The sequence below is a fragment of the Pseudomonas multiresinivorans genome (genome assembly GCF_012971725.1).
GTDB classification, from domain to species: Bacteria; Pseudomonadota; Gammaproteobacteria; order Pseudomonadales; family Pseudomonadaceae; genus Pseudomonas; species Pseudomonas multiresinivorans.
The window spans coordinates 2,876,519-2,889,730 of the sequence record NZ_CP048833.1 but is presented as its reverse complement, the minus strand read 5'-3'; the positions used below and the strand labels follow the sequence as shown (position 1 = coordinate 2,889,730).

Here is a 13,212-nt window from a genome sequence, read left to right as displayed (position 1 = left end):
AGGATCATCGCCGCGAATCGGCTTTGCCAGGGGCTTGAGCAAGCGCTGTGCCATGGCTCCGCCGGCCCGCCGCTACGGGGCCTGCGGCGCTTCGGCGCGCAGCGGCTGGTGCAAATCACACAGTGCCGCCGGCGCATTGCCTGAAAAGCAGCAGCCGCTGCTGCGCTGCCCCACGCACGGCGCGGCCTGCGCGACTGGCACAGGCTTTGCGACTAGCCTGTATCTTCTACTTGGAGCAGCAGCGCATGACCCAGGACTACCTCGGCAACCCCATCGACAGCGAGCGCGAAGACACCCGCCAGACCATCGATGACTTCACCGGCGGCGTACTCGCCTACCAGACCCGCGCGGAAAATATCCTCGCCGGCGCCGACGCAGACCCGGCCTCGGTGCTGGCCAACGCCTTCGCCGGCCTGCTGATGATGTTCGCCGAATCGCCGCAGGCACCCAGCCTGGCCGCGCGCTACCTGCAGCGGGCCTGGGCGGCCGGCCCCGGGATTCCCCGTGCCGAGCGCTACACCGCGCTACTCGCGGCCTGGAGCGCAGACGACCTGCCCGAGGCGCTGCGCCTGAGCGAACTGCTGGTTGATGAGCACCCGCGCGACCTGCTGGCGGCCAAGCTCAACCAGTACTTCGAATTCAACCGCGGCAATTTCCCGGCCATGCTGCGCATCGCCCTGAAGGCCGTGAAAGGCGCGGCTGAGGTGCCCCAGGCCTACGGCATGCTGGCCTTCGCCTACGAGCAGTGCCATCTGCTGGAGGAGGCCGAAGCGGCGGCGCGCTACGCCCTGCAACTGCTGCCCGGCGAGCCCTGGGCGCAACACGCCCTCGCCCATGTGCTGCTGACCCGTGGCGGCATCGAGGAAGGCACGCAGTTCCTCGAAGAAGCCAGCGCCGGCTGGCAAGGGCTCAACTCCTTCATGTACACCCACAACTGGTGGCACCTGGCGCTGTTCCACCTGGCGCGCGGCAACCAACAGCGCGTGCTGGATATCTACGACCAGCACGTCTGGGGAATCTTCCCCGAATACTCCCAGGACCAGATCGGCGCGGTCTCGCTGCTGGCCCGCCTGGAGTTCGCCGGCATCGACGTCGGCCCGCGCTGGGAAGCGCTGTTGCCTTACCTGCGCGAACGCCGTGCAGACGTCGTGCAACCCTTCCTCAGCCTGCAGTACCTCTACGGCCTGGCCCGCGCCGGGCAGGAGGAAGCCGGCGGACTGCTCGAAGCCCTGCGCCAGCAGGCGCGTAATGCCCCGGACTTCAGCCGCACAGCGTGGGCTGACGTCACCCTGCCCGCCGCCGAAGGCCTCTATGCCCACGCCCGTGGTGAATACGCGCTGGCGGCGCGGCGGCTGGGCCAGGCCTTGCCGCGCCTGGGCGAGATCGGCGGCAGCCATGCCCAGCGCGACCTCTTTGCGCTGATCGAACTGGATGCACAATTGCGCGCCGGCGACTGGCTGGCGGCACAACAGGCGCTGGAGTTGCGGCGCCGCTACGACGCGCTGGACGTACCCGGCAACCGCCATCTGGAGAAGGTCTATATGGCACTCGGCCTACCGCAGGAAGCGGCGCGCGCGGCCCGCCGGGTGACGCGGGTACTTGGCGCCCGATGAGTCACCGACAACGCTCCTGCACCGGCGCCACGGGCTGGCGTAGGAGCGGACTCCGTCCGCGATCGGCATCCGGCCCGCACCGGACTCAGGAACGCGCCAGATAAACACCCCGCGCAATCGCCCGCGCCACGCAATCAGCAGCGGCCGAACCGATGCGCGACAGCTCCACCTGGCGGCGCTGACCCTCCACCAGTTCGACCTCGCCCGAGGCCATGGCGAACAGGCTGTCGCCATCGAATGGCAAGTGTGCCGGCCGCACCGCGCGGGCGATGCCGTCCTGGGCCATGATTGCCAGACGCTTGCACTCGGCGGTGCTCAGCCGCGCGTTGCACGCCACCACTGCCAGCGTGGTGTTGGCGCCGGCCTGCAGGCGGCCCATGGAGTCCAGCCGCGACAGCTCCGGCATCGGCTCGCTGCAATCCATGCGTTGCGTCGGGGCGCGCCCGCCGAATTCGCCGCCCTGCTCCCAGGGCCAGGCCCAGAAGGTTTCGCCATCGGGCATGTACACGCTGCCGATGGGGTTGGCCACTACCAGCGCCCCCACCAGCAGGCCGTCACCCAGGTCCAGCGAGGCCGAGCCCAACCCGCCGGGCAATACGCCGGCCATGGCGCCGCGCCCGGCCCCCACCGCGCCAAGGGCAAACTCCACGTCCAGATTGGCCAGTGCCTCACGGCCCAGTTCGCGGTACGGCGGGTCGATACCCCAACCCTTGTCGCCGCCGTTGGCGAGGTCATGCAGCACCGCCGCCGGCACGATGGGAATCGCCGGCGAGCCGGCCTTCAGGTGCAGGCCGATATTGCGCGCCGACAGCTCCGCACTGACGCCATCGGCCGCGCCCAGGCCGAACACCGAGCCACCGGAAAACACCAGCGCATGCAACTGCCCCACCATGTTCTCCGGCTCCAGCGCGGCGGACTCGCGCCCGCCGGGGCCGCCGCCGCGAATGTCGACGCTGGCGGTCCATACGCCGTTCGGGCGTAGAACGGTCACGCCGCTCCGCACGCGTTCATCGGTGGCGTGGCCAACCAGCAGGCCGGGAATATCGGTGATCAGGTTGCGCGGGCCGGGTCTGGGCATGCGTCTCTCCAGGCAGACAAGGGAAAGCAGCGTCAGAGCAAGGCCTGTGCCAGCGCCCGTCAGAAACCCGAAACAGCCTGCGTGCCCATTGCTGCAAATGCAGCATCACGTCGCCGCGCACCAGCCCACCGTCACTGGCTGGGGGAAAATCAACAGCCTGGAGCGGCGCTGCTGCAAACCCAGCAGGGAATTTCCGGCGCGCCGCGCAAGCCCATGAAACACAAGGCCTTTCCAGGCTGGCACAGCGCTTGCCTTGTCAGCGTCATGAGCTTGAGCCTGCCTTCCGACTGAACGCGACCAGTCACTCCCAGCAACAAGCCGTTCGCCAACGCGGCCCCGATGCCGTCGACACGATAACCCGCAGCGGCCACCCAGACGGGCGCCAGCCGGGAGAAAACCTTGGAGCGTAACCATGACCGCAGTCACCCGTGCCCGGAGCATATCGACCGCCCGCACGCTGTTCACCCATAGCCTTCTGTTCCTCGCCATCACCCAGGCCCTGCCGGCGCTCGCCGCCGACACCGACGCCGAAACCGGCAAGACCAGCGCCGACAATCGCCTGAGCACCGTGGTGGTGGTCGGAAACCGTGGGCAGGCGCGCACCCTGGCCGACAGCCCGGCGCCGGTCGACGTCATCTCCAGCAAGCAACTCGAAGCCACCGGCCAGGGCGACCTGACCCGTGCCCTGAGCCGCGTTCTGCCTTCGCTGAACCTGCCGGCCTCCTCCGGCTTCGGTTCCACCTCGGTGGTGCGCCCGATCAGCCTGCGCGGCCTCAACGGCGACCAGGTGCTGGTACTGGTCAACGGCAAGCGCCGGCACAACAGCGCGCTGCTCAACAACGGCACCTACCTCAACTCCGGCTCGCAGCCGGTGGACCTGGACATGATCCCCACCGCCCTGGTGGACCACGTCGAAGTCCTGCGTGACGGCGCCTCGGCGCAGTACGGCTCCGACGCCATCGGCGGGGTCATCAACGTGGTGCTCAAGCAGACCGACCACGGCGGCCGACTGGCCACCACCTACGGGCAGAACTACGAGAACGGCGACGGCGAAACCGCCCGGCAGAGCGGCAACATCGGCTTCGAACTGGGCAACGAAGGCTTCGTCAACCTCGCCCTGGACTACAAGCACCAGAACGTCTCCGACCGCTCCGACAACGCGCCCTATACCGACTCCGCCGGCAACACCAGCCTGCAGCACACCTACTACGGCACCGGCCTGCCGAAGGTGGAGAACTTCAGCCTGGGCTACAACGCCGAGCTGCCGGTGAACGACGCGCTGACCCTGTACTCCTTCTCCACCTACACCAACCGCGAGTCGTCCAAGCCGCTGGCGTTCCACCAGCCGGCGAGCTTCAACGGCATCCCGACGCCCTACCCCGAGGGCATCGAGGACGACCTGCGGTTCATCGAGAACGACTTCCAGTTCGCCTTCGGCGGCAAGGGCGAGGCGGCCGGCTGGGACTACGACCTCTCCACCACCTACGGTCAGGACCATGCCCGCGCCACGCTGACCGACACCTACAACTTGAGCTACGGCGCGGACTCGCCGACCAACGTCGACACCGGCGTGAAGACCTTCAGCCAGTGGACCAGCAACCTCGACCTGACCCGCGCCTTCGACCTGGGCCTGGCCAAGCCCACGCAGGTTTCCTGGGGCCTGGAACACCGCTACGAGAACTACAAGATCGGCAAGGGCGAGTACGCCTCCTACGGCTACGGCGACTACCAGTACGGCGCCAACGGCGCGCTGATCGCCCCCGGCACCATCTCCGGCGCCGGCACCACCCCGGCCGACGCCGCCTCCAAGGGCCGCACCAGCTACGCCGGCTACGGCGAGATCGGCCAGGACTTCACCGACAAGTGGCACGTCGACCTCGCCGGGCGCTACGAGCACTACAACGATGGCTCGGGCGTGACCACCAACGGCAAGCTCTCCACCCGCTACCAGCTGACGCCGATCCTGGCCGTGCGCGGTACCGCCAGCACCGGCTTCCGCGCGCCATCGCTGGCCCAGCAGATCTACAGCTCGACCTCGCAGAGCAGCGTCAACGGCAACCTGCTGGACTACCGCAACGTGGCAGTGGACTCGGATGTGGCCAAGGCCCTGGGCGCCTCCACCCTCAAGCCGGAGAAATCCACCAACTACAGCGTCGGCCTGACCCTGCAGCCGACCCCGGCCAGCAGCCTGACCATCGACGCCTACCAGATCAAGATTCGCGACCGCATCGCCCAGACCGGCTATCTGGGCGGCACCACGGCGATCCGCGACATCCTGGTCGACGCCGGGCTCAACCCCAACCAGTACGTCACCTACTTCACCAACGCCCTGGACACCACCACCCGTGGCGTCGACATCGTCGGCGACTACCGCCAGGAACTGGGTGCCTACGGCAGCATCCGCTACAACGCCGGCTTCAACTGGAACACCACCGAGATCGACAAGATCCACGCCTCCTCCGTGGCCCAGTCCGCCCTCGGCCCGGACGGCGGCTACGACCGCCAGCGCCAGGGCAACCTCAAGCACGGCCAGCCGGAATCGCGCCTGCTGCTGGGCGCCGACTGGAGCATCGGCCAGTTCGACGTGAGCCTGAACCTGACCCGTTACGGCGAGTACACCCAGTACGGCACCGCCGAGGTCTACGACCGCACCTTCGACCCGCAGTGGATCACCGACCTCAACGTCGACTACCACCTGACCCGCAACCTGACGCTCACCGCCGGGGCCAACAACCTGTTCAACGTCTACCCCGACCGCACGAACCTGCCCAGCACCTCCGGCGCCTTCCCGTACGGCAACTTCTCGCCCTACGGCACCACCGGCGGCTACTGGTACACGGGCCTGGCCTACAACTTCTGACCCGGCGCAAGCCAGCGGGCGCCCTCGCGGCGCCCGCCTCGAACGGGAGACACGACATGACCCGCCGCACCGACCAGCTCAAGCTCGGCGCCTTCCTCGCCAACAGCGGCCACCACGTCGCCGCCTGGCGCCACCCCAAGGCGCAGGCCGACGCCAGCCTGGACTTCGACTACTTCAAGCAGGTGGCACAGACCGCCGAACGCGGCCGCTTCGACGCGCTGTTCGTCGCCGACGTGGTCGCCCTCTGGGGCCATCACCTCGACGCCCTGAGTCGCACCGCGCGCGGCGAACACTTCGAGCCGCTGACCCTGATGGCCGCACTGGCTGCCGTCACCAGCCGCATCGGTCTGATCGCCACCGCCACCACCAGCTACAACGAGCCGTACCACATCGCCCGCAAGTTCGCCTCGCTGGACTACCTGTCCAAGGGCCGCGCCGCCTGGAACCTGGTGACGTCGGTGGTCTCCGACGAGGCCTGGAACTTCGGCCGCGAAGCGCACATCGACCACGCCGAGCGCTACCGCCGCGCCGAGGAATTCCACGACGTGGTCAAGGGCCTCTGGGACAGCTGGGAGGACGACGCCTTCCTGCGCGACAAGGCCAGTGGGCAGTACTTCGACCCGGCCAAGCTGCATGTGCTCGACCACAAGGGCGAGTACTTCTCGGTGCGCGGCCCGCTCAACGTGGCGCGCCCGCCCCAGGGGCACCCGGTGCTGGTGCAGGCCGGCGCCTCGGATGCCGGCAAGGCGCTGGCCGCGCGGGTGGCCGAGGTGATTTTCGCCATGGCCGAGACCATCCCCGCCGCCCAGGCTTTCTACACCGACGTGAAGCAACGCGCCGCCGCGCTGGGCCGCGACCCGAACGGCATCAAGATCCTCCCCGGCATCACGCCCTTCATCGGCCGCACCCGCGAAGAGGCCCGCGAGCTGTTCGAGGAATTCCAGAGCCTGGTGGACCCGGTGCTCGGCCTGCGCCTGCTGGCCGACACTCTCGGCGAGGACATCGACCTCTCCGCCCACGACCTCGACGGCCCGCTGCCGGAAACCCCGGTCGGCCAGCGCGGCAGCCGCCGCGACAAGGTGCTGGAACTGGCGCGCAACGAGGGCCTGACGATTCGTCAGCTGTACCTACGCCTGGCCGGTGGCAACCCGGTGATCGGCACCGCCGAAGACATTGCCGACACCTTCGACGCCTGGTTCCAGGCGCGCGCCTGCGATGGCTTCAACGTGTTCTTCCCATACCTGCCGGGCGGCATCGAGGTATTCGTCGACGAGGTGGTGCCGCTGCTGCAGGAGCGCGGCCTGCTGCGCCGCGAGTATGAGGGCGCGACCCTGCGCGAGAACCTTGGCCTGGCGCGCCCGGCCAATCGTTTCGCCGGGAGCGCGGCATGAGGTTCGCGCCCCTGCTGCTGGCCGCCGGCTGCGCCCTCGCACAGCCGGCGTTCGCGCTGAACATCCTGCTCAGCAACGACGACGGCTACCGCCATCCGAACATCCGCGCGTTGTACACCGCGCTCAAGGCCGACGGGCACACCGTGCGCATCGCCGCGCCCTACAGCGACCAGAGCGCACGCGGCGGCGCGTTCTTCTTCGGCCGCGAGACGCAGGTCGGCCGCGACGACGACCCGGCCTATCCCGACAGCTACTACCTCACCACCATCGAGAAAGGCGTTTGCGAAACCGATAGCTGCGCAGGCAAGGAGGTGGACATCCGCATCAGCGGCACGCCGGTGATGGCGGTGTTGCTTGGGCTGGAAAAAGTCCTGCCGCACCCGGACCTGGTCATCGTGGGCCCCAACCCCGGCAACAACCTCGGCGCCCTCAACAATGCCTCGGGCACCTTCAATGCTGCCAGCGTCGCCGTGCTCTCCGGCGTGCCTGCACTCGCCGTCAGCGCCGACCTGAAGGAACAGGACAGCCCGCGCATCGCCGCCATCGTCACCCGCCTGGTGGACGCGCTGGACGAGCACCGCCAGCCCGACGGTGCGCTGCTGCCCAAGGGCGTGGGCCTGAACCTCAACCTGCCGCCGCTGGAAAAACTCCAGGGCGCGCGGCTGACCCGCATCGGCAGCTACGTGCCCTTCCACGCCCTCTACACCGAAGACCTCGGCAAGCTCGACGCGAAGATGGCCGGCAAGCCAGGCATCGGCTTCGCCTGGTCACCGCCACCGGATGCGAGCAACGCCGAGGACGAAGCGGTGTGGGTCGCCAAGGGCTACCTCACCCTCAGCCCGTTCAACGCCCTGCCCGGCGCACCGGCCGACAGCGAGCGCATCGGTGCCGCGCTGATGCCGCTGCTGGGCCAGGCCACTCTCACGGAGCAAAAGCCATGACCCGCCGCACTCCCCACAGCAGCTTCCGCCTGGGCTTCCTCAACCGCGTGTACGCCCCGCAATTCGAGCCGCGCCTATACCAGCAGACCTTGGAACTGTTCGAGGCCGCCGAGGAACTGGGCTTCGACAGCGGCTGGCTGGCCCAGCACCACTTCGCCAGCGAGAACGGCCGCCTGCCTTCGCCACTGGTGCTGCTCAGCGCGGCGGCCGAACGCACCCGGCATATCCAGTTGGGCACCGGCATCATTGTGCTCAACCAGGAGAATGCCCTGCGCCTGGCCGAGGACGCCGCAGTGCTCGACCTGCTCAGCCAGGGCCGCCTGCAACTGGGCCTGGGCGCGGGCTTCGACCCGGACAGCTTCACCGCCTTCGGCCAGAGTCTGGAAGGCCGCCACACGCAGTACGACCAGCGCCTGGAACGCCTGCGCCAGGCCCTGGCTGGTGAGCCGCTGAACGCAGAGGGCCGCGTGCTGCGCCCTGCGGCCAGCGGACTGGAGCAGCGCCTGTGGGAAGCCACATCGCGCGTCGAACAGGTCGCCGCGCGCGGCAACGGGCTGATCCTCGCGCCCAACCCCACGGCCGGCGCCGAGCCGCGCTTGCAGGTGATCGAGCGCTACCGCCGGGCCTGGAATCCCACCCACAGCGGATCACCGCGCGTGGCCCTGGTGCGCGCCGTTTTCCCCGGCCGCGATGCCGCCGCAGAAGGCACAACATTGCGCCAGGACATCCTCACCTACGTCGAGCGCCAGCGGCGTATCGGCATCGCTCACGCCGACCCGGCCCAAGGCTTCGAAGCGGTGCTCGATGCCTTGGGCGTGCTGCACGGCGACCCGGCAAAGATCGCCCAGCAGCTGCGCGCGGAAGCACCGCTGGGCGCCGATGACCAACTGATCGTCCAGGTGCAGACCACCTCGACTGGCTTCGCCGAAGCCCTGCGCCACCTGGAAACCGTCGCCCGCGACATCGCCCCCGCACTGGGCTGGCAACCGCGCCAACAGCGCGTCAGCGCACAGGAGATCCCGGCATGAGCACACTGAAGCCACGCAAGCCGTTCAAGCTCGGCTTCCTCACCCACGCCTTCGGCAGCGACCCGCGCCAGGTCTACCGCGACCTGCAGGAGCAGTTCGAGTTCGCCGAAGCCCTGGGCTTCGACGGTGGCTGGATCGCCCAGCACCACCTGAGCGGCGGCTTCGGCCAGCTGCCTTCGCCGCTGCTGCTGTTCGCCAACATCGCCGCGCGTACCCGGCGCATCGAGCTGGGCACGGCGGTGGTCACCCTGCCGCTGGAAGACTCCCTGCGCCTGGCCGAAGACGCCGCAGTACTCGACGCACTATCGGGCGGCCGCCTGCAGCTGGGCCTGGGCAGCGGCGGCGCGAACCTGGAAATGTTCAACGCCTTCGGCCGCGACGCCCAGCGCCGCCAGGAGGATTTCCAGCAGGCCCAGCGCGCTCTGCAAGCCGCCCTGCTCGGCGCGCCGCTGCCGGGTGAGGCGCAGCTTCGCCTGCACCCGCCGGCCGCCGGGCTGCGGGAACGGCTCTGGCATTCCCACGGCAGCGAAGCCGGTGCGGTGTACGCCGCCGAGCAAGGCAACGGCCTGTTGCTGGGTACCGCCACCCACGACCCGCTGACGGTCCAGAAACCCCTGGCCGACGCCTACCTTAGCGCCTGGCAGGAGCAGACGCGGCGGCCGCGCATCGGCGTAGTCCGCGCGGTGTTTCCGGCCGAGGACAAGAACCAATCCCGCGAGGAACTCGCGCCGGACATCGAGCTGCACGTGCCCAGGCTGATTCGCGAAGGGCTGATCGACGAGGCCGCTGACCTGGAGAGCCACCTACGCCTGCTCAACGTCCACCACGGCCACCCCGAGGAAGTCATCGCCAGCGTGCGCGACGACCCGTCGCTGCTGCCCTACGCCGACTACTTCATAGCCGTGGTCCAGTCGGAAAGCTCCAGCCAGGCCCAGGTGTTGCGTCGCCTGGAACAGCTGGCGCGGGACATTGCCCCGGCGCTGGGCTGGACGCCTGCCGGTGAGCGCCTGGCGGTCGCCGGATGAGCCTGCGCTTCGCCTGGAAGCTCTGCACCAGCGGCACCCGGCGAGGGCTGGACTGGCAGGCGCAACCGTCGGAATGGGTACAGCTGGCCCAGGCCTTGGAGTATGCCGGCTTCGACGACCTCTACCTGCCCGGCGGGCCCAGCCAGCCGGACAGCCTGATGGTGGCCGCGGCGCTCTGCGCGCACACCCGGCGGCTCGGCCTGACCCTCACCCTGCCAGCGGAAGCCACGCTCCCGGCCGCGCTGGCGGCGACGCTGCAAAGCCTGCAATCACTGTCCGCCGGGCGCGTGCGCCTGCATCTGCCGGACAGCGACCGCGGCAGCCTGCGCCGGGCCTTTGGCGAAGTGCTCAACCGCGACCAGCGCCATGAGCGCATCGACGAGTTCCTGGACATCCTGCAACGCCTGCTGCACGCTCCGGCCACGCCGCTGGACCACAACGGCCGCTACTTCCACCTGGAGAACGCCGGCCTCGGCCTGCGCGACCTGCCGCCCACGCCATTGCTGCTGGACGAGACACTCGGCGCCGAGCGCATCGCCAGCCGCGCGGACGTCTGCGTCGTGCCGGGCGGCAGCGTCGCGCAGCTGGGCGAAACCATCGCGCGCCTGAATCAGGCCGCGCGCCGTGTCGGCCGGTCGCTAAGCCAAGTCGCCAGCTTCGGCATCATCGCCCGCGACAGCGAGGAGCAGGCGTGGGACGAAGCAGGCCGGCAGGCACAAGCCTTCGCCGCCCCCGCCAAGGGCAAGCGCCGGCGCACCGATGCGGCCGTGGTCGAACTGCTGGCCGAGCGCGCCGAGCACCCGGCCCGACGCGGCGAAATTCACCCCAACCTGTGGCTGCCCGCGCCCGGCGAATCACCTGTGCTGGTGGGCAGCTACGCCCAGGTCGCCGGCCGCCTGCGCGAGCTGCACGGCGTCGGCCTCGACCAGATCATCCTGCATGCGCCCAACGCGGTGCGCGAGGTCCTGCGCTTCGGCGAACGGGTCCTGCCGCTGCTGCGCAACGAAGCTGAAAAGGACACCCGGATTGGCCGCTGACCCCAAACGCCGAAGCATCGAAATCGACTGGTTCCTGCCCACCAACGGCGACGGACACCACCTCACCAGCAGCGGCCTGCCCAAGGTCGGGCTGTTCCAGCAGGGCGAGCGCACACCGACCCTGGACTATCTTCGCCAGGTGGTACGTGCCGCCGAGCAGGCAGCGTTCGACGGCATCATGGTACCCACCGCCAGCGGCTTCGAAGACCCCTGGCTGATCGTCGCGCTGATGGTCCAGGAAGTGCGCCGGCTGAAGTTCCTGCTGACCCTGCGCCCCGGCGTCGAGCTACCCGCCTACACCGCGCACAAGGCTGCCACCTTGCAGCAGCTCAGCGACAACCGCCTGCTGCTGCATCTGGTCAGCGGCTCCAGCCGCTTCGAGCAGCGCGCCCTGGGCGACTTCCTCGAGCACGACGAACGCTACGCCCGCAGCGCTGAATTCCTCGACGTGTTCCGCGCCACCTGGGCCGGGCGCGAGCACCACGGGCGCTACTATCGCACCGGCAGCCCGGTGCCCATCGCGCACGAGGCGGCGTTGCCGCCGATCTGTTTTGGCGGTGCTTCGGAAGTGGCCGAGCGCATCGCCGCCAGCCACGCGCAGAGCTACCTGATGTGGGGCGAGCCACCGGCGATGATCCGCGAGCGCATCCTGCGCATGCGCGAGCTGGCGGCCGTGCACGGCCGCGAGCTGCGCTTCGGCTTGCGTCTGCATGTGTTTGCCGCTGCCGACTCACGGCAGGCCTGGGCCCATGTCGGGCGCCTGCTGGAGGAAATTCCCCGCGATGCCATCGAGCGCGCCCAGCAGCAACTGGCAGCCTATGAATCGGTGGGGCAATCGCGACAGATCAGCCTGACCCAGGGCCGCGCGCACGGTGTGCGCGACCTGGAGGTCTCGCCGAATCTCTGGGCCGGTGTCGGCCTGGTGCGCGGTGGCGCGGGCACCGCGCTGGTGGGGAGTTACGCGGAAGTCGCCGAGCGCATCGAGGAGTATCACCAACTGGGCGTGGATACCTTCATCCTCTCCGGCTATCCGCATCTGGAAGAGGCGATCCACCTGGGCGAGGAACTATTGCCGCTGCTGCGTCGCGATGCCGCCGCGGCCACTGCCCGCCAGCGACGCCGCGACTGATCAGGCCTTGACGCGGCCCTTGAGCAGGCCGTGATTGACCAGCAGCGTGCGCATGGCGTTGCGGCTGATGCCCAGCAGCACCGCTGTGCGCAGCTGGTTGAAACCGCAGTGAGCGAAGGACTCGCGGACGATCAGATCTTCCAGATCGTGCAGCAGGGTTTCCCCCGGCACCTCGAACAGACGCTGCAACTGGTCGCGGATGATCTCCTGCGGCAGCCCGGTCGGCGCTCCCGCGCCCATGCGTTGGCCGGAGAGCGCGGCGGAAAACTTCAGGTGCTCGGGCCGCACCACCTTTTCCCCCGCCACCAGCAGCGCCAGGTGCACGACGTTCTCCAGCTCGCGGATGTTGCCCGGCCAGGCGTAGTCCAGCAGCGCGCTGACGGCGGCCTCGGAGAACATCGGTTCGGCGATCTTCAGGCGCTGTGCGTAGAGCCGGCGGAAGTGCTCCACCAGCGGCATGATGTCCAGCGGGCGCTCGCGCAGGGGCAGCACGCGCGCCTGGGCGACGTTGATGCGGTAGAACAGATCGAGACGGAAATTACCGGCATCCACCGCCTGCTCCAGGTCGACGTTGGTGGCGGTGACCAGGCGGATATCCACCTTGATCGGCTTGCGCGAGCCGACGCGGACGATCTCCTGTTCCTGCAAAGCGCGCAGCAGCTTGACCTGCAGCGGCATCGGCAGGTCGCCGATCTCGTCGAGGAACAGGGTGCCGCCGTCGGCCTCCTCGAACCAGCCGGCGCGGCGCCCGGTGGCGCCGGAGAAGGCCCCGGCCTCGTGGCCGAACAGCTCGCTCTCGGCAAGGTTCTCGTTGATCGCACCGCAGTTCACCGCGACGAACGCGCCCTTGCGCCCGCTGGCGCTGTGGATGTAGCGCGCCACCAACTCCTTGCCGGTGCCCGTCTCGCCGTTGATCAGCACCGGCACCTCGCTGGGGCCGACGCGATCGAGGAACTCCAGCAACTGGCGCGAGCGCGGATCGGAGAACACCAGCGCCTTGGCGCGAATGGACAGCGGCTGCTTCTCGCCCTGCGGCAAGGTCAGCACGGGCATCGCGCCCCAGGGGGAATGGCTCATGGGTCCTGCTTGCGCCGTGACTTAGAAGAAGCC

The 13,212-nt window shown here is 69.1% G+C and carries 10 protein-coding genes; 8 read left to right on the top strand and 2 right to left on the bottom strand.

Features of this window, described 5'->3' with window-relative positions:
- Positions 1 to 245 precede the first annotated feature (245 nt).
- A complete protein-coding gene (locus G4G71_RS13265) occupies positions 246 to 1,613 on the top strand; it encodes a tetratricopeptide repeat protein (protein WP_169938240.1) in 1,368 nt (455 codons plus the stop codon).
- A gap of 85 nt (positions 1,614 to 1,698) precedes the next feature.
- Here the strand turns inward: G4G71_RS13265 and G4G71_RS13260 are convergent, their stop codons facing one another.
- A complete protein-coding gene (locus G4G71_RS13260; RefSeq protein ID WP_169938238.1) occupies positions 1,699 to 2,691 on the bottom strand; it encodes a P1 family peptidase in 993 nt (330 codons plus the stop codon).
- A gap of 412 nt (positions 2,692 to 3,103) precedes the next feature.
- Here G4G71_RS13260 and G4G71_RS13255 point away from each other — a divergent pair, with 412 nt between their 5' ends.
- Genes G4G71_RS13255 through G4G71_RS13225 form a run of 7 tightly spaced genes read left to right on the top strand, consistent with a single transcriptional unit; the run spans position 3,104 to position 12,102 of the window.
- Positions 3,104 to 5,551: a TonB-dependent receptor plug domain-containing protein gene (locus G4G71_RS13255; RefSeq protein WP_169938236.1), complete on the top strand. Its 2,448-nt coding sequence runs from the start codon at positions 3,104 to 3,106 to the stop codon at positions 5,549 to 5,551.
- 56 nt (positions 5,552 to 5,607) lie between these two features.
- The gene (locus G4G71_RS13250; protein ID WP_169938234.1) at positions 5,608 to 6,942 is read left to right on the top strand and encodes an LLM class flavin-dependent oxidoreductase; all 1,335 of its coding nucleotides are present in this window, start codon (positions 5,608 to 5,610) and stop codon (positions 6,940 to 6,942) included.
- A complete protein-coding gene (locus tag G4G71_RS13245; protein ID WP_169938232.1) occupies positions 6,939 to 7,883 on the top strand; it encodes a 5'/3'-nucleotidase SurE in 945 nt (314 codons plus the stop codon). The genes G4G71_RS13250 and G4G71_RS13245 overlap by 4 nt, the downstream gene beginning before the upstream one ends.
- Entirely contained in the window at positions 7,880 to 8,911 is a 1,032-nt protein-coding gene (locus G4G71_RS13240) for an LLM class flavin-dependent oxidoreductase (RefSeq protein ID WP_169938229.1), read from the top strand. The genes G4G71_RS13245 and G4G71_RS13240 overlap by 4 nt, the downstream gene beginning before the upstream one ends.
- Positions 8,908 to 9,936 (top strand): LLM class flavin-dependent oxidoreductase, encoded by a 1,029-nt coding sequence (locus G4G71_RS13235; RefSeq protein WP_169938227.1) that lies wholly within the window; start codon positions 8,908 to 8,910, stop codon positions 9,934 to 9,936. Before G4G71_RS13240 ends, G4G71_RS13235 begins: the two co-directional genes overlap by 4 nt.
- Complete coding sequence (locus G4G71_RS13230) at positions 9,933 to 10,973, top strand: LLM class flavin-dependent oxidoreductase (protein WP_169938225.1); 1,041 nt, start codon at positions 9,933 to 9,935, stop codon at positions 10,971 to 10,973. Before G4G71_RS13235 ends, G4G71_RS13230 begins: the two co-directional genes overlap by 4 nt.
- On the top strand, positions 10,963 to 12,102 hold the full coding sequence (locus tag G4G71_RS13225; protein ID WP_240964917.1) for an LLM class flavin-dependent oxidoreductase: 1,140 nt from the start codon (positions 10,963 to 10,965) through the stop codon (positions 12,100 to 12,102). Before G4G71_RS13230 ends, G4G71_RS13225 begins: the two co-directional genes overlap by 11 nt.
- Here the strand turns inward: G4G71_RS13225 and G4G71_RS13220 are convergent, their stop codons facing one another.
- On the bottom strand, positions 12,103 to 13,179 hold the full coding sequence (locus G4G71_RS13220) for a sigma-54 interaction domain-containing protein (RefSeq protein WP_169938221.1): 1,077 nt from the start codon (positions 13,177 to 13,179) through the stop codon (positions 12,103 to 12,105).
- Positions 13,180 to 13,212 lie beyond the last annotated feature (33 nt).

What these genes read in the sequence shown, in the direction of transcription:
- G4G71_RS13265 (WP_169938240.1), top strand. Translation starts at nt 246, where the DNA reads ATGACCCAGGACTACCTCGGCAACCCCATCGACAGCGAGCGCGAAGAC.
- G4G71_RS13260 (WP_169938238.1), bottom strand. Translation starts at nt 2,691, where the DNA reads ATGCCCAGACCCGGCCCGCGCAACCTGATCACCGATATTCCCGGCCTG.
- G4G71_RS13255 (WP_169938236.1), top strand. Translation starts at nt 3,104, where the DNA reads ATGACCGCAGTCACCCGTGCCCGGAGCATATCGACCGCCCGCACGCTG.
- G4G71_RS13250 (WP_169938234.1), top strand. Translation starts at nt 5,608, where the DNA reads ATGACCCGCCGCACCGACCAGCTCAAGCTCGGCGCCTTCCTCGCCAAC.
- G4G71_RS13245 (WP_169938232.1), top strand. Translation starts at nt 6,939, where the DNA reads ATGAGGTTCGCGCCCCTGCTGCTGGCCGCCGGCTGCGCCCTCGCACAG.
- G4G71_RS13240 (WP_169938229.1), top strand. Translation starts at nt 7,880, where the DNA reads ATGACCCGCCGCACTCCCCACAGCAGCTTCCGCCTGGGCTTCCTCAAC.
- G4G71_RS13235 (WP_169938227.1), top strand. Translation starts at nt 8,908, where the DNA reads ATGAGCACACTGAAGCCACGCAAGCCGTTCAAGCTCGGCTTCCTCACC.
- G4G71_RS13230 (WP_169938225.1), top strand. Translation starts at nt 9,933, where the DNA reads ATGAGCCTGCGCTTCGCCTGGAAGCTCTGCACCAGCGGCACCCGGCGA.
- G4G71_RS13220 (WP_169938221.1), bottom strand. Translation starts at nt 13,179, where the DNA reads ATGAGCCATTCCCCCTGGGGCGCGATGCCCGTGCTGACCTTGCCGCAG.